Origin of the sequence: Aeromonas aquatica (assembly GCF_000764655.1) — a bacterium.
GTDB classification, from domain to species: domain Bacteria; phylum Pseudomonadota; class Gammaproteobacteria; order Enterobacterales; family Aeromonadaceae; genus Aeromonas; species Aeromonas aquatica.
Map to the genome: position 1 here is coordinate 17,933 of NZ_JRGL01000019.1, position 22,493 is coordinate 40,425.

Annotated in this window: 22 protein-coding genes; 5 read left to right on the forward strand and 17 right to left on the reverse strand. The window is 59.2% G+C overall.

Going from position 1 to position 22,493, the window contains the following annotated elements:
- Positions 1–15: 15 nt before the first annotated feature.
- The 12 genes from atpG to mioC all read right to left on the reverse strand — a co-directional run bounded on the left by atpG (position 16) and on the right by mioC (position 10,458).
- Complete coding sequence (gene atpG / locus LG30_RS0105215; protein WP_033129660.1) at positions 16–882, reverse strand: F0F1 ATP synthase subunit gamma; 867 nt, start codon at positions 880–882, stop codon at positions 16–18.
- Between the two features lie 42 nt (positions 883–924).
- Positions 925–2,466 (reverse strand): F0F1 ATP synthase subunit alpha, encoded by a 1,542-nt coding sequence (gene atpA / locus LG30_RS0105220; RefSeq protein ID WP_033129661.1) that lies wholly within the window; start codon positions 2,464–2,466, stop codon positions 925–927.
- Positions 2,467–2,481: 15 nt separating this feature from the next.
- Complete coding sequence (gene atpH / locus LG30_RS0105225; RefSeq protein ID WP_033129662.1) at positions 2,482–3,015, reverse strand: F0F1 ATP synthase subunit delta; 534 nt, start codon at positions 3,013–3,015, stop codon at positions 2,482–2,484.
- A gap of 13 nt (positions 3,016–3,028) precedes the next feature.
- Positions 3,029–3,499 carry a F0F1 ATP synthase subunit B gene (gene atpF, locus LG30_RS0105230; protein ID WP_033129663.1) on the reverse strand — a complete coding sequence of 157 codons (471 nt, stop codon included), beginning with the start codon at positions 3,497–3,499 and terminating at the stop codon, positions 3,029–3,031.
- A 51-nt stretch (positions 3,500–3,550) separates the two neighbouring features.
- Positions 3,551–3,790 (reverse strand): F0F1 ATP synthase subunit C, encoded by a 240-nt coding sequence (gene atpE, locus LG30_RS0105235; RefSeq protein ID WP_010672265.1) that lies wholly within the window; start codon positions 3,788–3,790, stop codon positions 3,551–3,553.
- A 61-nt stretch (positions 3,791–3,851) separates the two neighbouring features.
- The gene (gene atpB / locus LG30_RS0105240) at positions 3,852–4,631 is read right to left on the reverse strand and encodes a F0F1 ATP synthase subunit A (RefSeq protein WP_033129664.1); all 780 of its coding nucleotides are present in this window, start codon (positions 4,629–4,631) and stop codon (positions 3,852–3,854) included.
- An 8-nt stretch (positions 4,632–4,639) separates the two neighbouring features.
- Positions 4,640–5,050 carry an ATP synthase subunit I gene (locus tag LG30_RS0105245; protein WP_033129665.1) on the reverse strand — a complete coding sequence of 137 codons (411 nt, stop codon included), beginning with the start codon at positions 5,048–5,050 and terminating at the stop codon, positions 4,640–4,642.
- Positions 5,051–5,240: 190 nt separating this feature from the next.
- Complete coding sequence (locus LG30_RS0105250; RefSeq protein ID WP_033129666.1) at positions 5,241–6,149, reverse strand: ParB/RepB/Spo0J family partition protein; 909 nt, start codon at positions 6,147–6,149, stop codon at positions 5,241–5,243.
- Positions 6,146–6,949, reverse strand: a complete 804-nt coding sequence (locus LG30_RS0105255; protein WP_033129667.1) for a ParA family protein — start codon at positions 6,947–6,949, stop codon at positions 6,146–6,148. Before LG30_RS0105255 ends, LG30_RS0105250 begins: the two co-directional genes overlap by 4 nt.
- A 27-nt stretch (positions 6,950–6,976) precedes the next feature.
- The gene (gene rsmG / locus LG30_RS0105260; RefSeq protein ID WP_033129668.1) at positions 6,977–7,603 is read right to left on the reverse strand and encodes a 16S rRNA (guanine(527)-N(7))-methyltransferase RsmG; all 627 of its coding nucleotides are present in this window, start codon (positions 7,601–7,603) and stop codon (positions 6,977–6,979) included.
- 8 nt (positions 7,604–7,611) lie between these two features.
- Positions 7,612–9,501 (reverse strand): tRNA uridine-5-carboxymethylaminomethyl(34) synthesis enzyme MnmG, encoded by a 1,890-nt coding sequence (gene mnmG, locus LG30_RS0105265; protein ID WP_033129669.1) that lies wholly within the window; start codon positions 9,499–9,501, stop codon positions 7,612–7,614.
- Between the two features lie 507 nt (positions 9,502–10,008).
- Positions 10,009–10,458 carry an FMN-binding protein MioC gene (gene mioC, locus LG30_RS0105270; RefSeq protein WP_033129670.1) on the reverse strand — a complete coding sequence of 150 codons (450 nt, stop codon included), beginning with the start codon at positions 10,456–10,458 and terminating at the stop codon, positions 10,009–10,011.
- Between the two features lie 373 nt (positions 10,459–10,831).
- On the opposite strand from mioC, the gene LG30_RS0105275 reads away from it, so the two are divergent.
- The 5 genes from LG30_RS0105275 to fhuB are packed head-to-tail and all read left to right on the forward strand — an operon-like array spanning position 10,832 to position 18,405.
- A complete protein-coding gene (locus LG30_RS0105275; protein ID WP_033129671.1) occupies positions 10,832–12,940 on the forward strand; it encodes a TonB-dependent siderophore receptor in 2,109 nt (702 codons plus the stop codon).
- A gap of 60 nt (positions 12,941–13,000) precedes the next feature.
- Entirely contained in the window at positions 13,001–14,647 is a 1,647-nt protein-coding gene (locus tag LG30_RS0105280; protein WP_033129672.1) for a multidrug ABC transporter permease/ATP-binding protein, read from the forward strand.
- Between the two features lie 54 nt (positions 14,648–14,701).
- A complete protein-coding gene (locus LG30_RS0105285; protein WP_033129673.1) occupies positions 14,702–15,466 on the forward strand; it encodes an ATP-binding cassette domain-containing protein in 765 nt (254 codons plus the stop codon).
- Positions 15,467–15,493: 27 nt separating this feature from the next.
- Entirely contained in the window at positions 15,494–16,426 is a 933-nt protein-coding gene (locus LG30_RS0105290; protein WP_033129674.1) for an ABC transporter substrate-binding protein, read from the forward strand.
- On the forward strand, positions 16,423–18,405 hold the full coding sequence (gene fhuB / locus LG30_RS0105295) for a Fe(3+)-hydroxamate ABC transporter permease FhuB (RefSeq protein ID WP_033129675.1): 1,983 nt from the start codon (positions 16,423–16,425) through the stop codon (positions 18,403–18,405). Before LG30_RS0105290 ends, fhuB begins: the two co-directional genes overlap by 4 nt.
- Before the next feature lie 74 nt (positions 18,406–18,479).
- Here the strand turns inward: fhuB and mnmE are convergent, their stop codons facing one another.
- The 5 genes from mnmE to rpmH all read right to left on the reverse strand — a co-directional run bounded on the left by mnmE (position 18,480) and on the right by rpmH (position 22,289).
- Positions 18,480–19,841, reverse strand: a complete 1,362-nt coding sequence (gene mnmE, locus LG30_RS0105300; protein WP_033129676.1) for a tRNA uridine-5-carboxymethylaminomethyl(34) synthesis GTPase MnmE — start codon at positions 19,839–19,841, stop codon at positions 18,480–18,482.
- An 84-nt stretch (positions 19,842–19,925) separates the two neighbouring features.
- A complete protein-coding gene (gene yidC, locus LG30_RS0105305) occupies positions 19,926–21,572 on the reverse strand; it encodes a membrane protein insertase YidC (RefSeq protein ID WP_033129677.1) in 1,647 nt (548 codons plus the stop codon).
- Between the two features lie 5 nt (positions 21,573–21,577).
- Positions 21,578–21,826: a membrane protein insertion efficiency factor YidD gene (gene yidD, locus LG30_RS21350; RefSeq protein ID WP_010672280.1), complete on the reverse strand. Its 249-nt coding sequence runs from the start codon at positions 21,824–21,826 to the stop codon at positions 21,578–21,580.
- Positions 21,793–22,152: a ribonuclease P protein component gene (rnpA, locus tag LG30_RS0105310; protein ID WP_033129678.1), complete on the reverse strand. Its 360-nt coding sequence runs from the start codon at positions 22,150–22,152 to the stop codon at positions 21,793–21,795. The genes yidD and rnpA overlap by 34 nt, the downstream gene beginning before the upstream one ends.
- Positions 22,152–22,289 (reverse strand): 50S ribosomal protein L34, encoded by a 138-nt coding sequence (gene rpmH, locus LG30_RS0105315; protein ID WP_033129679.1) that lies wholly within the window; start codon positions 22,287–22,289, stop codon positions 22,152–22,154. Before rpmH ends, rnpA begins: the two co-directional genes overlap by 1 nt.
- Positions 22,290–22,493 lie beyond the last annotated feature (204 nt).

Below are 22,493 nucleotides of genomic sequence, written 5' to 3' on the forward strand. Positions count from 1 at the left end.
TTGATAACCCTTGCCTTACACCGCAGCAGCACCGGACACGATCTCTGTCAGTTCCTGGGTAATACTGGCCTGACGGGCCTTGTTGTACACCAGTTGCAGATCGTTAATCAGGTTACCGGCGTTGTCAGTCGCGGCTTGCATGGCAACCATTCGGGCTGCCTGTTCACTGGCCAAGTTTTCTACCACCCCCTGGTACACCTGGGATTCGACATAGCGAATCAGCAGGGCATCCAGCAGTTGCTTGGGATCAGGCTCATAGAGGTAATCCCAGTGGTTCTTCTTGTTCAGCTTGCTGTCTTCTGTTACGGGCAAAGGCAGCAGTTGATCGACCTTCGGTTGCTGAACCATGGTGTTGACAAACTTGTTGTACACCAGATACAGCCTATCAATCTCACCGTTGTCGTAAGCCTTCAGCATGACCTTGACTGAACCAATCAGGTCATTGACGCTCGGGTTATCACCCAGTCCTGAGACATGGGCTTTCACCTTGGCGCCGTGCCGTTCGAAGAAGTTGGAGGCCTTGCTACCAATCAGTGCCATGTCAACCTTGGCACCTTGCTCGCTCCATTTCTTCATATCGTTGAGGGCAGCCTTGAACAAGTTGATGTTCAGACCCCCACACAGGCCACGGTCGGTGGAGACGACGATGTAACCCACTCGCTTGACCTCACGTTCGATGAGGTAGGGGTGCTTGTATTCCAAGTTCCCCTGAGCGATATGGCCGATCACCTTGCGCATGGTTTCAGCGTACGGACGGCTGGCAGACATGCGTTCCTGCGCACGGCGCATCTTGCTGGCTGCCACCATTTCCATAGCGCTGGTGATCTTCTGAGTGTTTTTCACACTCCCGATCTTGTTACGTATCTCTTTTGCGCCGGCCATCTCTTCTCTCCATCAGGTGGCAGCTTGCGCTGCCACACACGCTTACCAGGTCTGGGTTGCCTTGAAGTCATCCAGCAACGCAGTCAGCTTGCCAACGACAGCGTCGTTGTAGTCAGCCGAGGCATTGATTTCAGCCATCAGCGGACCGTGCTGGGTATTGGCGTAAGAGAGCAGAGAGGCCTCGAAGTCGACGATCTTGGCGATTTCGACATCGGCGAGATAACCCTTCTCGGCGGCGAACAGCACCAGGGCCTGGTGAGCCACGCTCATCGGAGAGTACTGCTTCTGCTTCATCAGCTCGGTCACTTTCTGACCGTGATCCAGCTGCTTGCGAGTCGCATCGTCCAGATCGGAAGAGAACTGGGCAAACGCCGCCAGCTCACGATACTGGGCCAGCGCGGTACGGATACCACCGGACAGCTTCTTGACGATCTTGGTCTGAGCAGCACCGCCTACACGGGATACGGAGATACCCGGGTCAACCGCCGGACGAATACCGGAGTTGAACAGCTGAGTGGTCAGGAAGATCTGGCCATCGGTGATGGAGATCACGTTGGTCGGAACGAACGCAGAAACGTCACCAGCCTGGGTTTCGATGATCGGCAGCGCGGTCAAAGAACCGGTCTGGCCAGTCACGGCACCCTTGGTGAACTTCTCGACGTACTCGACGTTGACGCGGGAAGCACGCTCCAACAGACGGGAGTGCAGATAGAAGACGTCGCCCGGGTAAGCTTCGCGTCCTGGCGGACGGCGCAGCAGCAGGGAGATCTGGCGATAAGCTACGGCCTGTTTGGACAGGTCATCATAGATGATCAGCGCATCTTCACCGCGGTCACGGAAGTACTCACCCATGGAGCAACCGGCATAAGGTGCCAGGTACTGCAGGGCAGCGGCTTCAGAGGCAGAAGCAACAACGACGATGGTGTTGGCCAGGGCGCCGTGCTCTTCCAGCTTGCGCACCACGTTGGCGATGGTGGAGGCCTTCTGGCCAATCGCAACGTAGACACACTTAATGCCGGAGTCTTTCTGGTTGATGATGGTATCGATCGCGATGGCGGTCTTACCTACCTGACGGTCACCGATGATCAGCTCACGCTGGCCACGACCGATAGGGATCATGGCATCGATGGCTTTCAGACCGGTCTGGACTGGCTGGTCAACAGACTTACGCTCGATAACGCCCGGGGCAATGACTTCGATCGGCGAGTAGCCGTCGTTGTCTACCGGACCCTTACCGTCGATCGGCTGACCCAGGGTGTTGACCACCCGGCCCAACAGACCACGACCGACCGGCACTTCCAGAATACGGCCGGTACCTTTTACTTTCATCCCTTCCGCCAAGTTGGCATAGGGACCCATTACTACGGCACCAACGGAGTCACGCTCCAGGTTCAATGCCAGAGCGAAGCGGTTGCCCGGCAGCTCGATCATCTCACCCTGCATGGCATCGGCCAGGCCGTGGATACGAATGATGCCATCGCTCACAGAGACGATAGTACCTTCGTTACGCGCTTCGCTCTTGACATCAAACTGCGCGATGCGCTGCTTGATAAGCTCGGCGATTTCAGTGGAATTCAGTTGCATGCTCTAATACCCCAATCAAGATTGCAGCGCATCGGCCATGCGATCCAGCTTACCGCGGACTGTGCCGTCGATAACCAGATCACCGGCCTTGATGAGCACCCCGGCCATCAAGGACGCATCGATGCTGCACTTCAGCTTCACTTTGCGCGCGAGACGTTGTTCCAGAGAAGCCTGAAGTTTGGCTTTCTGCTGGTCGGTCAGTTCGATCGCCGAAATCACGTCAGCCTGAACTTCTTTGTCCAGTTCAGCTTTGAGCGATACAAATTCAGCAACGACTGCCGGCAGCACACCCAAGCGACCATTCTCGGCCATCACCCGGATCAGGTTCTGACCATGCTCGTCGAGTTGCTCACCGCAGACACCCACAAACAGATTTGCGAGTTCTTCGGCAGCCACAGAGCCGTTCACCAGGTTGTGGATGGTCTCGTTCTCCGCTACTTGTGCAGCGAAGCCGAGCATCCCCAGCCATTGGTCAACCGCCTTGTGCTCAACGGCAAACTCGAAAGCAGCCTTGGCGTAGGGGCGAGCGATTGTAGTCAGTTCAGACATAGCCCCGTTCCCGTTACAGTTCTGCTACCAGTTTGTCGACGATGTCGCTGTTGGCAGCCTGGTCGATTTGGCGTGCCAGGATCTTCTCTGCACCCGCGATGGCAAGAGCAGCAACCTGCTTGCGCAGTTCTTCTTTGGCACGATGACGTTCAGCTTCGATCTCTGCACGGCCCTGAGCCAGGATTTTTTCCCGCTCTGCTTGAGCTCCGACAGCGGCTTCATCAATGATCTGGGCCTTGCGTTTGTTGGCCTGATCGACGATTTCAGCAGCCTGAAGCTTGGCTTCTTTCAGCTGATCGGTGGCGTTGGCCTTGGCCAAATCCAGATCTTTCTTGGCACGTTCGGCAGAAGAGAGACCATCAGCAATTTCTTTCTGACGGGCTTCGATGGCAGCGATCAACGGCGGCCATACGTACTTCATGCAAAACACTACGAAGATGAAAAAAGCAATTGCTTGGCCGAGGAGGGTGGCGTTGATATTCACAGCCGATGTCCTCTTAAGTTAGTTAATGGGTTCTGCGTGAGTCGAAACGACTTAGGCAACCGCAAACATCACATACAGACCCAGACCAACGGCGATCATCGGGATCGCATCTACCAGACCCATCACGATGAAGAACTGGGTACGCAGCACAGGGATCAGGTCCGGTTGACGAGCAGCACCTTCCAGGAACTTACCACCCAGGATACCGATACCGATGGAGGCGCCGATAGCCGCCAGACCCATCATCATTGCAGCAGCGATGTACAGCAGGTCCATGTTCAAGTTTTCCATGAGGATCTCCATTTATTTAGATGTAATTGATTGTATAAGAACGATTATTTGAGTTGCATCATCAATGGTCTTCTTGCGCCATCGACAGATAGACGATGGTCAGAACCATGAAGATAAACGCCTGCAAAGTGATGATCAGGATGTGGAAAATTGCCCAAGGCACGGACAGGATCCACTGTGACCACCAGGGTAACAAACCCGCAATCAGGATAAAGATCAGTTCGCCAGCATACATGTTGCCGAACAGTCGCAGACCCAACGAAACAGGCTTGGAAATCAACGTGACGGTTTCAAGGATGAAGTTAACCGGGATGGCAGCGGGGTGATTGAAAGGCTGAAGCGTCAGCTCCTTCACGAATCCACTGATACCCTTGACCTTGATGCTGTAATACAGGATCAAGAAGAACACGCCCAAAGCCATGGACATGGTGATGTTAACGTCAGCAGAGGGAACCACACGCAGATAGGGAACACCCATCAACTGTGCAGCGTGAGGGATAAAGTCAACGGGGATCAGATCCATGAAGTTCATCAGGAAGATCCAGACAAACACTGTCAGTCCCAACGGCGCGATGACCGGGTTCCGACCATGGAAGATGTCCTTGACGTTACCATTCACAAACTCGACCAGCATCTCCACAAAGCACTGCAGCTTACCGGGCACACCGCTGGTTGCCTTGACGGCTACGCGGCGGAACGACCAGATAAACAGGGCGCCTAGCAAGACGGAAAATATCATGGAATCGATATTGACCGTCCAGAACCCGGACCCGACTTGCAGGTGGGTCAGGTGGTGGGAGATATATCCCTGAGGAGTCAGGACTTCTCCGGTTGCAGACATGAGTTTTCCTAATAGTGGTTGTTAAGCGTGAATGAAACTATCCACTGTACAACGAGGGCGAGGATATAAGTGGCGAAGAACGAGACGGTGTTGACCTCGATCCCGGAGCCAAACATCAGGGCGAAGAGTCCTGTTGTAGTAATGAGCTTAATCCCTGCCCCACCATAAAAGTCCCGCAAGACCAGACCCACGCTCTCTTTCGTCACCTTGCGGCGCAGAACCCAGAGTGTGAACAGGGCTTGAGGAACCCAGTACATTCCCCCCCCATAGAGGGAAGAACGTCCGGCAAACGCTCCCGACTGATAAAACCAGACGGTACTGATCGCCAGGATCAGGATGAGCTGACAAACGAGCATAGCCAAGGCTAGCATCAAACCTTCCAAGGCTACTTTCTGTTTCACCAACCTACCCCTGAACATTACAGAACTGTAAAAAATCGGGATCCGAAGACCCCAAGTTCACAGCTCGAAAAGCCGGTCAAATTATACCCGTGGAGACGGCTATTGCAATATGGCAAAAATCCTTAATTTTTGCGGCTTTCCGCGCGAAATTAAGGTTATGTTCATATCGAAAGGAATGGATGTTTTATTACTACAAAAAGCGTAAAAATCACGATTCTGACAGGCCAAAATAGCACAGTAAGCGGTCCAAATCCGCTAAGTTATCGTAACTTATTACTAACTTACCGCTATCCTGCTTGCCCGGTTGAAGTTGTACCTGATTGCCAATTTTTTCTGAAATCTGGCGCTCGAGATAACCGAACTGGGGATCGCGAACAGGCTCAACCTTGGTTTTTGCCGGCTCCAGCGTCTTTTGAACGAGTTTCTCGGTATCTCGCACGGTCAAGCCCTTCTGGGCAACCAGCTTGGCCAGCTCGGACTGCGCCGGGCCGCTCAGTGCCAACAGGGCGCGGGCATGACCCATGTCGAGATCGCCGTGTTCAACGAACCGCTTCACGTCCTCGTTGAGCTGATTGAGCCGCAGCAGGTTGGTCACAGTAGTGCGGGACTTGCCCACCGCCTCGGCCACTTGCTGATGGGTCAGCTCGAACTCGGTCAGCAACCGCTGCAGGGCAACCGCCTCTTCGATGGCATTGAGATCCTCGCGCTGGATGTTCTCAATCAGCGCGATGGCCACCGCAGCCTCATCGGGCACATCCCTGACGATACAGGGGACAACCTCGAGCCGGGCCAGCTGGGAGGCGCGCCAGCGCCGCTCACCGGCGATGATCTCGAAACGGTTCTCACCGATCGAGCGTACCACTATCGGCTGAATCACACCTTGCGCCCGGATCGAGTTGGCCAGGTCTTCCAGCGCATCCTGCGACATGTCCTTGCGCGGTTGGTACTTGCCGGACTGCAACCACTCCACCGGCAGCTTGCGCAGCTCGCCCTGATTGGTGGGCGCCATGGCCTGCTCGGTTCGCTGGTCGCTCATCACCTGCTTCTGGCGGGCGGCCGTGCTGGTGCTGAGCAGGGCATCCAGCCCCTTGCCCAGTCCACGTTTCTTCGGCGTCATAGGCTCTCTCGATCTGCGGTGGTTAGCTGATGTTCCTGCTCCTGGCGGCGCAGGATCTCGCCAGCCAGCGCCAGATAGGCCTTGGCCCCCACCGACGATTTGTCATAGTGCATGGCCGGGGCACCGAAGCTCGGCGCCTCCGCCAGCCGTACGTTGCGGGGGATGATGGTGCGATAGACCTTGTCCCCGAAGTGCTGTTTCAGCTGATCGGACACATCATTGGCCAGCCGGTTGCGGTGATCGAACATGGTGCGCAGCACCCCTTCGATTTTCAGCTCCGGGTTGACGACGGCCGCCAGCTTGCTGATGGTGTCGACCAGGGCGGTGAGCCCTTCCAGCGCGTAATACTCGCACTGCATGGGCACCAGCACGGAATCGGCGGCGGCCATGGCGTTGACGGTCAGCATGTTGAGAGAAGGCGGGCAGTCGATGAAGACGTAGTCGTATTTGTCCCGTACCGAGGCCAGCGCATTGCGCAGGCGGATCTCGCGGGCAAAGAATTCCATCAGGCGGATTTCCGCCGCCGTGACGTCGGCATTGGCGGCGATGAGGTGATAACCCCCCGAGGTCTCGGGGATGATCACCTCGTTGATGGGGGTATCCTCGATCAGCAGTTCATAGGCGGTGCGCTCGACTTCGTACTTGTCGATGCCGCTGCCCATGGTGGCATTGCCCTGCGGATCCAGATCGATCACCAGCACCTTGCGCCGGGTGGCGGCCAGGGAGGCGGCCAGATTGACACAGGTGGTCGTTTTACCCACTCCACCCTTCTGGTTGGCTATGGCAATGACTTTTCCCACACTATCCCCTAAATGAATACAGCGGCCCTATTCGGGCTGGATGGCTTTAAACTCCAGCAGATGACGTTCACCTTCCAGCTCGGGCACCACCAGCTTGTGGGCGGCAACCAGACGGATGCTGGCGGGCAACTGGGCCAGTTCCTGCTCGGGATATTGCCCCTTGAGCGCCAGGAAGCTGCCTTCGGGTGACGGTAGATGATGACACCAGCCCAGCATGTCCTCAAGGGAAGCAAAGGCCCGGCTGAGTACACCATCAAAACCCACCTCGGGCTGATACTCTTCAACCCGGGATTTAACCGGCGTCACATTGGTCAAGCCCAGCTCCAGGATCACCTGGCGGATGAAGTTGATTCGCTTGCCCAAGCTGTCCAGCAGCACGAACTGCTTGTCCGGGTTGATGATCGCCAGCGGCAGGCCGGGCAGGCCGGGGCCGGTGCCGACATCGATGAAACGCTCACCGTGCAGGTGAGGGCTCACCACCAGGCTGTCGAGGATGTGCTTGACCAGCATGGCGTCGGGATCACGCACCGAGGTGAGATTGTAAGCCTTGTTCCACTTGTGCAGCAACTCGACCAAGTGCACCAACTGGCTCTTCTGGGTGTCGGTGATAACAATACCGGCCTGCATGAGCAGGCCGTTCAATCTTTCCAGCATGGGGATCCTCAGGCGGTTTTACGCAGCAGGCCGTGTTTCTTCAGGTGAACCAACAGGATGGAGATGGCCGCCGGGGTGATGCCGGAAATGCGGGAGGCCTGACCTATGGTCTGCGGCTTGGCATCGTTGAGTTTGGCGATCACCTCGTTGGAGAGACTGTTCACGTCGCGGTAGTCCATGTCCAGCGGCAACAAGGTGTTCTCGTTGCGCAGCTGCTTCTCCACCTCGTCGTGTTGACGCTCGATGTAGCCGGCGTACTTGATCTGGATCTCCACCTGATCCGCCGCCGCTGTGTCTGCCAGCGCGGGGCCGACCCCTTCGATGGCCATCAGGGCATCGTAGGTGACCTCGGGGCGACGCAGCAGCTCTTCCAGGCTCTGCTCGCGGGACAACGGGGTGTTGACCAGGGCATTGACCGCCTCCAGCGACGGGTGTTGCGGGTGGATCCAGGTCGAACGCATGCGTTGACGCTCCTGCTCGACCTGTTCCATCTTGGCGTTGAATTTGCTCCAGCGGTGATCATCCACCAGACCCAGCTCGCGGCCGATGGCAGTCAGGCGCAGATCGGCGTTGTCTTCCCGCAACAACAGGCGATATTCGGCACGGCTGGTGAACATGCGATAGGGCTCGCGAGTCCCCATGGTAGAGAGATCGTCCATCATCACGCCCATGTAGGCCTGATCCCGACGGGGATGCCAGGGATCCTTGCCCTGGGCACGCAGGCCGGCGTTCAAACCGGCCATCAGCCCTTGGGCCGCCGCCTCTTCGTAACCCGTAGTGCCGTTGATCTGGCCGGCGAAGAACAGGTTTTCGATGCACTTGCTCTCCATGTTGGCCTTGAGATCCCGCGGATCGAAGAAGTCGTATTCGATGGCGTAGCCGGGGCGGGTGATGTGGGCATTCTCGAAGCCACGGATCGAACGCACGATCTGCACCTGCACATCGAAAGGCAGGCTGGTGGAGATCCCGTTCGGGTAGAGTTCGTGGGTGGTCAGGCCTTCCGGCTCGACAAAAATCTGGTGCGCCGTCTTGTCCGCAAAGCGGGTGATCTTGTCCTCGATCGACGGGCAGTAGCGGGGGCCTATCCCCTCGATCACCCCAGCGTACATGGGGCTGCGATCCAGGTTGTTGCGGATCACCTCGTGGGTCTGCTCGTTGGTATGAGTGACGTAGCAGGGTACCTGGCGCGGGTGCTGGCTGGCATCGCCGATAAACGAGAAGACGGGGCGCGGATCGTCACCGTGCTGCTGCTGCATCACGGAGAAATCGACGGTACGGGCATCGATGCGCGGCGGCGTGCCGGTCTTGAGGCGATCCATGCGAAACGGCATCTCACGCAGCCGTTGAGCCAATGCGATCGAGGGAGGATCCCCGGCGCGACCGCCCTTGTAATTTTCCATGCCGATGTGGATCAAACCATTCAGGAAGGTCCCCACGGTCAGCACGACCGTCTTGCCGCTGATGCGGATCCCGCTCTGGGTCACGACACCGGCAACGCGATCCCCATCCATGATCAGATCGTCACAGGCTTGCTGGAAGATCTTCAGGTTTGGATAGTTCTCCAGGGTCTGACGTACCACCGCCTTGTACAGCAGGCGATCTGCCTGGGCGCGAGTGGCACGCACGGCGGGCCCTTTGGAGGAGTTCAGAGTACGGAACTGGATCCCGCCAAGATCGATGGCTTGCGCCATGATCCCGCCGAGTGCATCCACTTCCTTGACCAGGTGTCCCTTGCCGATCCCGCCGATCGCCGGATTACAGGACATGTGTCCCAGCGTATCGATGTTGTGGGTCAACAACAGGGTGTTGAGGCCCATACGGGCAGCTGCCGTCGCTGCTTCGGTACCTGCGTGACCGCCACCGACGACGATCACATCAAATTGTTCATGGTATTGCATTGGGATCACCTTGATCTGCACGCCTGAAGATCTGTATTTGCCTGGGCTCAGGGGCGGATCATTCTATCTGTTTCGCATCTTGAGGGGAACGTCTACTTCAGGATCAGAATGGATGAAGGATCCGTTAAATAGATCTTAAGGATCTTTAGATCGATCTTTTATTGGATCTTTTATTAGGATCCGGGATTTCTGTTGATAAGCACTTTTTGATCATAAAGATCATCTGGTTAAAGGCGATCTCAGCTTGTGGAAAAGCTTGGATCCCAGGGCCGGGAACAGGGGGATAACCAGTGCTTTTATACACAGACCGCTGGCGGCTCGGATCTCATACATGGATAACTATAGGTTTTGCAGAGCTTTACACCATAGTTATGCACATTACCCCTGGGCATTGTGGGTAACCATGTAGAACAACTCGCCCGGATCAATCTGTTAATAACATGGTGGATAGTTGATCTGGGGATAAGTGGGGAGATCAAGCTTTTTTTCAGGATCTCCCGGCGCTGATCAGGCGATCATTGCCATCCAGTCATGGATCCAGGTCTCGGCGGCATCTTCCGGGATCTCGTGCTGGGTCACATCGATATCGAGACGATCCCCGATCCGGCTGGCGCCGCAGCTGGCCAGCAGTTGATCCAGGGTTCTGCCGCCCTGGCAGAAGGTGTCATAACTGCGGTCACCAAGCCCGATCACCCCATATTTCAAGCCCTTAAGATCCGGATGTTGCTCGGCAAGATCCTGGGCGAAGCGCTGCAGGTTATCGGGGACATCACCGGCGCCATGGGTGGAAGTGACCACCAGCAGGATGGCATCCGGCTCCGCCAGCACCTCGGCCAAGCTGGCCGGGTTGTGGATCTTGGTCTGGTGACCCGCCTGTTCCAGCAGATTGGCGACATGATCCGCGACATATTCGGCGGCCCCCAGCATGGAACCGACGACGAGATTGAGTTTGGCCATGGTATGGATCCTGAAAAATCGAAAGCGGGATTCTACCGCCAAAGGATGTGGATAAATATGGATAAAGCTTGGGGATAAGGATCCTTCACGATTTTTATGGCAGAGGCCGCCCTCGCCATCTTTTTTCATCCTCCCCTGTGTTCCCTTCTCTTGATCACCCACCTGAATGAGTCTTTCTGCCGGAAATGTCGTCCGTTGATACAACAGGTAACAATAGAGATGCAAATGATTAGCAATTATTGAATCGATTCGATCATGGCTCTTGTAGTAGCATTGTGCCGATTTATTCGCCTAAGGAGTCGGGCAGACCGGCCGCATTGGGCACCCATAATAAGAAACCAAAATATAACTCATTGATATTTGAGACACTTATATGATTGCGCATAAAAATACCCCAAATGCAGTGATGCGAAAGAGGGCAGCCAAGCTGTTGCCGCTCTCCTGTTTGCTGGCTGGCCTGCCGGTGCTGGCTGCGGAACAAGTAGAAAAAGAGCAGACCAAGACCAACGAAACCATGGTGGTGACAGGTACCGCCATGAAGATCGACGTGCCCATGGCCGAGACGGCACGAGCCGTCTCCGTGGTGAACCGTGAGGAGCTTGATCAGCATGCCGTGCAGCAGCTCGACGAGTCCGTGCGTTATCGCGCGGGCGTGCTCACCGGTCTCTATGGCTCTGACAACAACACCGACTGGTTCAAGGTCCGTGGTTTCGACGCCGCCTCCTATCTGGATGGCAACCGCCTGTTCAGCACCGGTTATTACGTCTGGACTCCCGAACCATTCGGCATGGAAAGCGTGGAGCTGCTGAAGGGACCGGCCTCCATCCTCTACGGTGAGGCCCCTCCCGGCGGTGTGATCAACGCCATCAGCAAGCATCCCACCGAGACGCCGCAAGGCCAGGTCAATCTGCAGCTGGGCGACCGGGATCTGCGCCAGGTCGGGGTCGATATTTCCGACGAGCTGACCGACAACAGCCGCTATCGCATGGTTGCTCTCTATAAAGAGCGCGATGGCGTGCTGGATGGCACCTATAACGAGCGAACCTATCTGGCGCCGAGCGTGACCCTGGATATCTCGGATCGCACCAGCCTGACCCTGCTGGGCAGCTTCCTGCACGATGAAGGGGTGCCCACCAACGGCTTCTTCCCCGTCTACGGTACCCTCAATACAGAGGGTGGCCAGATCGATCCCAGCACCAACCTGAGCCAGCCGGATTACGATCGCAACCGCAATACCCAGATCTCCGCCGGTTACGAGCTGGCCCACGAGATCAACCAGACTTGGGAGTTCAAGCAGAACGTCCGCTTCAACTACAACGATCTGCTGCTGCGCCAGACCTATATCTTCCCGACCTATGAAGGCACCACCGCCTACCGTGGTCTGGTCTACCGTGATGGCGACACCAAGAGTGCCACCATGGACAACCAGATGGTGGGTTACTGGAGCACGGATCGCACCGAGCAGACCTTGCTGTTGGGGATCGATCTGCAGCGTCACGTGAACGAAGGGGTCGAGGCCGACAACTACGCCATGGGATCCATCGATACCATGAACCCGGATTACAGCGGCTTCCCCGGCTTCGATGAGTCCACCGCCACCTATCAGAAGAGCACCAAGGGTCAGAGTGGCCTCTATGCCCAGCACCAGATCCGCTGGGATGATCGCTGGTTGCTGACCGCCGGCGGTCGCTTCGACTACGTGGAAACCCACAACATCAGCGAAGCCAAGAGCAAAGACGAGAAGCAGTACGACGACAACCTCTCTCTCTCCGGCAGCCTGATGTACCTGGCCGACAACGGCCTCTCTCCTTACTTCACCTATGCGGAGTCATTCGAGGTGCTGGCGGGGATAGACCCCAACACCGGCAGCTCCTACAAGCCGCTGGAAGGCAAGTTGTACGAGACCGGCATCAAGTATGCGCCGAGCTTCCTCGATGGTTACATCAATCTGGCGTTGTTCGATCTGGAGCAGACCAACTCCCTGGTCTCCACCGGTACCGGCCAGCAGACCCAGGCCGGCAAAGTGACCTCCCAGGGTGTCGAGCTGGAAGGGAGCGTGCAAGCTACCGCTGCACTGCGCCTGACCGCGGCTTATACCTACACCGATGCCAAGACCAACGACACCGGCAATGGCGATCGTCAAGCCAGCCTGATCCCGCGCCACCAGGCCTCCTTCTGGGGCAACTACAAGGTGCAGCAGGGCCCTGTCTCCGGGCTTGAAGTCGGCACCGGGGTGCGCTACATCGGCTCCAGCGTCGGTATCGGCGCAGTGGATGCCAACTACAACCCCATCTATGGTTCGGCCCAGGTGCCTGCCCAGACGGTGTGGGATGCGATGATCGGGTATGACTTTGCCAAGAACTGGCGTGCCCAGATCAACGTCAACAACCTGCTGGACGACACCTACGTAGCGAGCTGTGATTACTACTGCTACTACGGTGAGCCGCGCAGCATAGTCGGCACCGTCAACTACCGCTGGTAAGATACAGGCCGGGCGGGAGCGTTAGCTCCCGCCCTCCTTCTTTTTGTACACAGGCCTGTCATGGAACTCTTGTCACTCGTTTACCGCCAATACCGTTGGCCCTTCATCGTCATCAGCCTGCTCAGCCTGCTCAGTGCAGTGAGCGGGATAGGTGTTATTGCCTTTATCAATCAATCCCTTATCGAATCAATTGGCGACCCGCTACCGGTACTCGGCCAACTGCTTGGTCTCATTTTGCTGCTGCTGGTCATCACACTCGGCTCGCAATTGGCCCTGACCACACTCGGTCATCATTTCGTTTATCGTCTGCGTGGCCGCCTGCTCAAGCAGTTGCTGGACACCGATGTCGCCCGCATTCGCCAGATAGGGCAGGGGCCACTGCTGGCTTCCCTCTCCAGCGACATCGGCCAGATCACCATCGCCTTCGTGCGCCTGCCGGAGCTGGTGCAGGGGCTGGTGCTCACCCTGGGCTCCGCCCTCTACCTCGGCTGGCTGTCGCCGGCCCTGCTCGGCGTCACCGCGCTCTGGGTCACCTTCACCATGGTGGTGGGCTGGCTGCTGGTGAACCATGTCTATCGCCACCTGTCCCGCATGCGGCAGGCCGAAGACAAACTCTATCAGAACTATCAGGCCATCATCGCCGGCAGCAAGGAGCTGGCGCTCAATCGCGAGCGTGCTCACTTCGTCTACCACCAGCTCTATGAGCAGAATGCGCAAGACTATCGCCGCCACATCATCAGCGCCGATACCTATCACCTGAGCGCGGTGAACTGGTCGAACATCATGATGCTGGGGGCCATCGGCCTGGTCTTCTTCCTGGCCAATGGCCTGGGCTGGGCCAACACCAACGTGGCCGCCACCTTCGCCCTGACCCTGCTGTTCCTGCGTACTCCCTTGTTGCAGGGCATAGGCGCCCTGCCGACACTGATCGCCGCCCAGGTGGCGTTCGACAAGATAGCGACGCTGACATTGGCCGAGCCGGATCCCGACTTCCCGTTGCCGCCGGCCCCCAGTGCCTGGCAGCGCATCCAGCTGGAGGAAGTGAGCTTCCACTATCAAGGGGAGGGCGGCTTCGCGGTGGGTCCGATCAATCTCACTGTCGAGCGGGGGGAGCAGATCTTCATCATTGGTGGCAACGGTTCCGGCAAGTCGACCCTGGCCATGCTGCTGACCGGCCTCTATCAGCCGGTCTCTGGCCGGATCCTGCTGGATGGCGAGCCCATAGTGGATCGCAACGCCTATCTGGCGCTGTTCTCCGCCATCTTCACCGACTATCACCTGTTCCAGCACCTGCTGGGGCCCGAGCCGAAGCAGGCACTGATCGCCGAGTGGCTGGAGCGGCTGCAGATGGGCAGCAAGTTGCGCATCGAGGATGACTTCATCGCCAACATCGAGCTCTCCCAGGGCCAACGCAAGCGGGTCGCCCTGCTGCTGGCGCTGGCCGAGCAGCGCGAGATCATGCTGTTCGACGAGTGGGCCGCGGATCAGGATCCCCAGTTCCGCCGCATCTTCTATCAGGTGCTGTTGCCACGCCTGAAGGAGATGGGCAAGACGGTGATCGCCATCAGTCACGACGATCTCTACTTCTCCCAGGCGGATCGCCTGCTGGAGATGCGCCAGGGGCAGCTCACCGAGCTGACCGGCGAACGGCGCGAGCGGGTCAGCCAGGATGCCGTCGCCCATCTGGATAGCGAGGTGCCGGTCTGATGCCGGCCGCAAGGGGGAGGCGAGAGCCAACCCCTTTCAGCACAGGAATGAATCATGTTTGAGATGAAAGCCGCCAGCTTCACGATAAACGACCGCAAGCTGCTGCACCCCACCGACCTGCGCTTCGAGCAGGGCCAGGTCTACGGCCTCATCGGCCACAACGGCTCCGGCAAGTCCACCCTGCTCAAGTTGCTGGCTCGCCAGCAGCCCCTGAGCGATGGCGAGATCCTGTTCGACAACAAGCCGCTGTCCGACTGGGGCAATAGAGACTTCGCCCGCCAGGTCGCCTATCTGCCACAACATCTGCCGAGCGCCGAGAATCTGCTCGGCCGGGAGCTGGTGGAGATGGGTCGCTACCCCTGGCGTGGCCTGCTGGGCCGCATGGGGGAGGAGGATCATAGTCAGGTCGACAAGGCCATCGCCCTCACCCATACCGAGCGTTTCGCGGACAGACTGGTGGATACCCTGTCCGGCGGCGAACGGGGGCGGGTCTGGCTGGCCATGCTGCTGGCCCAGGAGAGCCGCTTCATCCTGCTGGATGAGCCGCTGGCCGCGCTGGACGTGGCCCATCAGGTGGAGGTACTCACGCTCGTCAAGCAGTTGAGTCGGCAGCTCAACCTCGGGGTTATCATCGTCATCCACGACATCAACATGGCGTCCCGTTTCTGCGATCAACTAGTGGCGCTGCACAGCGGCCGTCTGTTGATCCATGGGGAGCCTTCACGGATCATGACCAGCGAGACCCTGCATGCCATCTATGGCATCCCCATGGAAGTGATGCGCCATCCGGCCCACGCCCACGCCATCGCCATCATTTAGACAAGGTTCGCTATCTTGAGATCTTCATTGAAAAAGGCGAGCTGGCTGCTCTGCCTGCTGGCGCCGCTGGCGGTGCAGGCCGGCCCGGTGAGCAACACGGCCGTCGGCGATGCTGTTTTGCCTGGCGAGCACCAGGCTGTGCCCCGTATCGCCACCGTCGACTGGACCATAGCCGAGACCTTGCTGGCGCTGGGCGTGACCCCGCTGGCGATGGGCGATGTGGATTCCTATCGCGCCTGGGTGGGGGAGCCGAGGTTGCCCGCCGAGGTGGTGGACATCGGCCTGCGAGCCCAGCCCAATCGCGAGCTGCTAGCCGAGCTCAAGCCGGATCTCATCCTCATCTCGCCGCTGGCGGCGCCCCTTGAGCCGACCCTGTCTCGCATCGCACCGGTGCAATCCATCGCGCTCTATGAACCCGACACCGATCTGTGGCAGCGGCTGCACGAGGCGACCCTGACCATAGCCGAACTGGTGGGCAAGACCGCCGAGGCAAAACGCCAGCTCGCCACGCTGGAGCGGGATCTGGCGCAGATGAAGGGACAACTGCCCGCGGATCTGCCGCCCCTGTTGGTGGTGCAGTTCATCGATGAGCGCCATGTGCGGGTATTTGGCCGCCATAGCCTGTTCGAGGCGGTGATGAATCGGCTGGGCCTGCGCAATGCCTGGCAGGGGGAAACCAATGCCTGGGGCTTCTCGGTCGCCAGTCTCGAGCAGTTCCTGTCCATTTCTCAGGCCAGGCTGGTGGTGGTCGATCCCGTGCCCGTGGGAGTGAGCGAGCGTCTGCAGGAACCCGGGTTATGGCAGCATTTACCACTGGTTAAGCAGGCTCCGGTAATACATCTGCCTGCTACATGGAGTTTTGGTGGCATGCTCGCCGCCCGCCGCTTCGCTACCTTGCTGAGTGAGGCCCTGCGGGGCGAGGCCGGCTCCGCTTCGATCAATCAGGGAGCCGCCCGATGAACCGCCCGATCTCTTCCCCCTTGCTGCGCCCTGGGCTCGCTCTGCTGGTGCTGACGCTGATGCTGGCCGGTGGTGAGTTGGCGCGCCAGCTGCCGCAAGCGCTCTGGTGGCAGGCCCTGTTCTCACCCCAACTGGATGATGCCCGCCAGGCGGTGATCCACTTCAGCTGGCTACCGAGGCTGGCGATTTGTCTGCTGGCCGGCGCCGCCCTCGGGCTGGCCGGCACCTTGTTGCAGCAGGTGCTGCGCAATCCGCTCGCGTCCCCCACCACCCTGGGGGTCGCCTCCGGCGCCCAGCTGGCGCTGATGGTGGTGACCCTGTTTGCCCCCTCCTGGTTGTTGGTCGGCCGGGAGTGGATCGCCATGGCCGGGGGCAGCCTCGCCATGGGGCTGGTGTTTGCCCTGGCCTGGCGCCGCCAGCTCAACCCCGTGGTCATCGTATTCGCCGGCCTGGTGATCAACCTCTATCTGGCGGCCATCAGCATGGGGTTGCTGCTGTTTTTCCAGGAAGAGCTGAAAGGCCTGCTGGTGTGGGGCAGCGGCTCCCTTGCCCAGAACAGCTGGAGCGGCGTCGGCTATCTGCTGCCGCGTCTGGCGGTGGCCGGGTTGCTGGCTGCCTTGCTGATCCGCCCGCTCGCGGTGCTGGAGCTGGACGATGCCAGTGCCCGCAGTCTCGGGGTCTCCCTCAAGCAGTTGCGCTTCGCCGGGCTCGGCCTCGCGGTCTTCGTCACCGCCTGTGTGGTGAGCGTGGTGGGGCTGATCGGCTTCATCGGGCTGGCGGCGCCGGCCATGGTGCGGATGCTGGGGGTGAGACGACTCGGCCAGCGCCTGTTGTGGGCCCCGGTGCTGGGTGCCCTGCTGCTGGCGGCCACCGATCTGCTGCTGCAATCCTTGAGCCGGTTCTGGCCGGTGTTGATCCCGACCGGCGCCATGACGGCGCTGCTGGGGGCACCGCTGCTGCTCTGGCTGATCCCGCGTCTCTCCTTCAAATCCGGAGCACCCAGGGCCAGCGGGGGGCTGCTGGTGGCGCGCCATCCTGCACCACGCCGCCTCATCGGTCTGATGCTGATCGGCTTGGTCGTTGCCATTCTGGGCTCCCTGCTGTTTGGCCAGGGGATGAACGGCTGGGATTGGCCGAGCTGGCTGCGTTGGCAGGCCCAGCTGGAGTGGCGTCTGCCTCGCACCCTGGCGGCCGGTGCTGCCGGTGTGCTGCTGGCGCTGGCGGGTACCCTGTTGCAGCGGGTCAGCAACAATCCCATGGCGAGTCCGGAGTTGCTGGGGGTGAGCGGCGGCACCTTCATGGGGGTGATAGCGACGGCTTTGCTGCTGCCCGCCTTGCCACTGCCCATGTTGCTGCTGGGAGGCCTGCTTGGGGCCTTTGGTAGCCTGTTGCTGCTGGTGCTGGTCAATCGCAAGCACGGCTTCCAGCCGGAGCGGATCCTGTTGTCCGGCATCGCCATCACGGCGCTGTTCGAGCCGCTGCAGGCCATTGCACTCGCCAACGGCGACATGCGGGTGCAGCAACTGCTCGCCTGGATGTCCGGCTCCACCTATTACGTCACCCTGCCGGTGGGCTATGGCCTGGCTGGGCTGGCGCTGCTGATGCTGGTGGCCTGCCTGCTGGTGAGCCGCTGGCTCGATCTGATGCCCATGGGGCCAGCGGTGGCGACGGCGCTTGGGGTTCGCCTCAACCGTGCCCAGCTCATCATACTGCTGCTGGTGGCCGTACTCACCGCCAGCGCGACCCTGGTGATAGGCCCGCTCTCCTTCGCCGGTCTGCTGGCACCCCACATGGCCAAGCTGATGGGGCTGGTGCGGGCCCGCTGGCACCTGCTCGGCGCGGCGGGTTGTGGCGCCCTGCTGATGGTGCTGGCGGACTGGGTCGGTCAGCAGATCCTGTTCCCGCAGGAGCTGCCGGTCGGGCTGGTTTCCACCCTGTTAGGGGGCGCTTACTTCATGTGGTGCCTGCGCCGTCTCTAGGATCCTGAATAAAAAATGCACAATAAAAAGCCCGGGACCATGCCCGGGCTTTTTTGTGGGTGGCAGATGCCAGCTTACTTGCCGATGCAGAAGCTCGAGAAGATGCGGCCAAGCAGATCGTCCGAGCTGAACTCGCCGGTGATCTCGGACAGGGACTCCTGCGCCAGGCGCAGCTCCTCAGCCACCAGCTCGCCAGCCACATAGACTTCAAGCTGCTCCTTGGCCACCAGCAGCCGCTCGGCGGCGCGCTCCAGCGCATCCAGGTGGCGACGGCGGGCCATGAAGCCCCCCTCGGTGTTGCCCTGGAAGCCCATGCAGGCCTTCAGGTGCTCACGCAGGGCGGGCAGCCCCAGCTCGGTCTTGGCGGAGATGCGGTAGACGGCGTGACCCAGTTCCTGACTCGGTGCCAGATCCTCGCCGGTCAGATCGGCCTTGTTGCGCACGACGGTGAGACCGATGTTTTTTGGCAGGCGATCGACAAATTCCGGCCAGATCTCCCTCGGGTCTATCGCATCCGTGGTGGTGCCATCCACCATGAACAGCACCCGATCGGCCTGCTCTATCTCGGCCCAGGCGCGCTCTATGCCGATCTGCTCCACCTTGTCCTGGGTGTCGCGCAGGCCGGCGGTGTCGATGATGTGCAGCGGCATGCCATCCAGGTGGATGTGCTCGCGCAGCACGTCGCGGGTGGTGCCGGCGATCTCGGTGACTATGGCGGACTCGCGGCCGGCCAGGGCGTTGAGCAGGCTCGACTTGCCGGCGTTGGGACGGCCGGCGATCACCACCTTCATCCCTTCCCGCAGCAAGGCGCCCTGCTTGGCCTCGCCGCGCACGTCGTCCAGCTCGGCCATGATGCTGTACAGATCGCCGGCCACCTTGCCGTCGGAGAGGAAGTCTATCTCCTCGTCCGGGAAGTCGATGGCGGCCTCCACATAGATCCGCAGCCGGGTGAGACTCTCCACCAACTGCTGCACCTTGCCGGAGAACTGGCCCTGCAGGGAGTGCATGGCGCTGCGGGCGGCCTGCTCGCTGGAGGCTTCGATCAGATCGGCGATGGCCTCGGCCTGAGCCAGATCCAGCTTGTCGTTGAGGAAGGCGCGCTCGCTGAACTCGCCGGGGCGGGCGGGGCGGAGGCCTTCAATTTGCAGGATACGGCGGATCAGCATGTCCAGGATGACGGGGCCGCCGTGACCCTGCAGCTCCAGCACGTCTTCGCCGGTGAAGCTGTTGGGGGCCTTGAACAGCAGGGCGATGCCCTGATCCAGCGGCTGGCCCTGCTCATCGTTGAACGGCAGATATTCGGCATAACGCACCCTGGGGAGCCTGCCGAGCACGGCTTCGGCGACGCGCTCTACGGCGGGGCCCGAGACCCGGACTATGCCGACGCCACCCCGACCGGGGGCGGTGGCCTGTGCCACGATCGTATCTGTTGTCATTTGCTTGACTCGTCTGTTCGGTGATTGCGGACATTGTAATAAAAAAGGCGGCCCTAAGGCCGCCTCTTTTGTCATCGAGGAAGATTAGCTGCGGGTGTGCAGGCCTTTCTTCTCCAGCTGACGATAGATGATGGTCTGCTGGGTGATGGAGATGACGTTACTCACCAGCCAGTACAGGGTCAGACCAGCCGGGAACCAGAGGAACATGAAGGTGAAGATGATCGGCATGAACTGCATCACCTTCTGCTGCATCGGGTCGGTAATGGTGGTCGGGCTCATCTTCTGCAGATACCACATGGAGGCACCCATCAGGATCGGCAGCACGAAGAAGGGGTCCTTCACCGATAGGTCGGTGATCCACAGGGCGAACGGCGCATGGCGCAGTTCAACAGATTCCATCAGTGCCCAGTAGAGGGCGATGAAGATGGGCATCTGTACCAGGATCGGCAGACAGCCACCGAGCGGGTTGACCTTCTCCTTCTTGTACAGCTCCATCATGCCCTGGGACATCTTCTGGCGATCGTCACCGAAGCGTTCCTTGAGCGCTGCCAGCTTGGGTTGCAGCATGCGCATCTTGGCCATGGAGGTGTACTGGGCCTTGGTCAGCGGGAACATGATACCGCGCACCAGCAGGGTCAGCATGATGATGGCCACACCCCAGTTCTGGACGAAACCGTGGAACACGGTCAGCAGCCAGTGCAGCGGTTGGGCGATGAACCAGAGCCAGCCGTAGTCGACGGTCAGGTCCAGGTGGTTTGCCACCTTGGCCATCTGGTCTTGCAGCTTGGGACCGACCCACAGCTTGCTGGTCACTTCGGCCTGCTGACCGGCAGCCACGTCAACCAGCGGCGCCTTGTAGCCGATAATGGCCTGGTCTTTACCCGGGATCACGCGGCTGTAGAAGCTGTTGGTGTCGTCGGCATTCGGTGCCCAGGCGGAGACGAAGTAGTGTTGCAGCATGGCGACCCAACCACCCTTGGTGGTCTTGTTCAGGTCGGCATCCTTCATCTCGTCGAAGGTGTATTTCTTGTAGCGGGTATCTTCGCTGGAGAAGGCGCCACCACGGTAGGCGCTGGCCACCATGGCATGACCTTCCTGATCCTTCGGCGTGGTCACTGTCTGCTTCAGCTGACCGTAGAACTGCACCTGAACCGGTTCGGCGGATTTGTTGTCGATCTTGTAATCGACGCCAATCGCGTAGTCACCGCGCTTGAGCACGAATTCCTTGGTGAAGACAACCCCCTTGCTGTCGGTCCAGGTCATGGGAACCACGACTTGATCCTGACCGTCGGCCAGCTGGTAGCTGGTCTGGGCGGCTTCATAGGTGGGACGACCCTGGGGCTGGCTGTCCGGGCCATCGCGACCCACCAGACCACTCTGGGCAACATAGAGGTGCGCAGGTTGGCTGGTCAGCAGCGTAAACGCCTGTTCCTTGCCTTCTTCCAGCTTGTGGGCCAGCAGTTCGGCAGAGACGATGTCACCACCCTGGGTATCCAGGGTCAGCTTGAGCACGTCGGAGGAGACGGTAACAAGCTTGCGTGCGGCGGTGGCGTTGGCTTGCTCGGAAACCTGAGGAATATCACCGGTCTGACCGGCTTCAGGCACGAAATGTTCGGTTTGGGCCACGGTAATCGGGGCAGGCTTCGGAGCCTTGTCGGACTCCCACTGTTGCCAGAGCAAGAAGCTCACGAACAGCAAACCGATCAGAAGTAAATTGCGTTGTGATTCCATAGTCTTCAGTTTCTTCGCTTTGGTTGCGGAACCGGGTCATAACCACCCTCGGATAAGGGATGGCATTTTAATAGACGTTTGCTAGCTAACCAAACGCCTTTTATGAAACCGTGAAGTCGGATGGCTTCTATCGCAAATTGGGAACAAGTCGGAGTGAAACGGCAGCGCGGCCCGAGCAGGGGACTAATGATTAGCTGATACAGGCGTATCAGTTTGATAGCTACCCATTGCAACGGCGTGACAGAGTGCGCCATAGCTTTTCCAGTAACTTGAACAACTCCTCGTTATCCATCTCTTTGACGCCGCCCTTGGCGATAACGACGATGTCGATAGCGGGCAGATTGGCCTGATTGAGACGGAAGCTCTCCCGTACCACTCGTTTGACACGGTTACGCCAGACCGCACGCTTGAGTGCTTTTTTGGGCACAGCGAGGCCAAGACGGGGATGTTCGAGAGTGTTGGGGCAAGCAAGAAGTGTAATTTGCGGAGAAGCGGCCCGGACAGGCTCGGCGAAAACGCGTTTGAAGTGTTCGGGAGTTAACAGACGTAACTCCCGAGAGAAGGTGTGCTGGGTAGGCATTAGACTACCAGGCGGGCACGACCCTTGGCACGACGAGCGGCCAGAACCTTGCGACCATTGGCAGTAGCCATGCGGGCGCGGAAACCGTGAGAGCGCTTGCGCTTCAGGTTGGACGGCTGAAAAGTACGTTTACTCATGATTAGATTCCGTATTTCTGTACAGTTTTGATTGTCACACTGAGCCGACGCGCCAGCTATAGCGTGTGACGACTAGCAAAAGAGGCCGAATTCTAAACAGAGTTCGGCTTCCAGTCAATCCGCCGTACCCCCTCATCTTGCTCTAACTCGTAAAGAGGCGGCGAAAGTTGACAGGATCCGTAGGATCAAGGGCCCGAATTATAC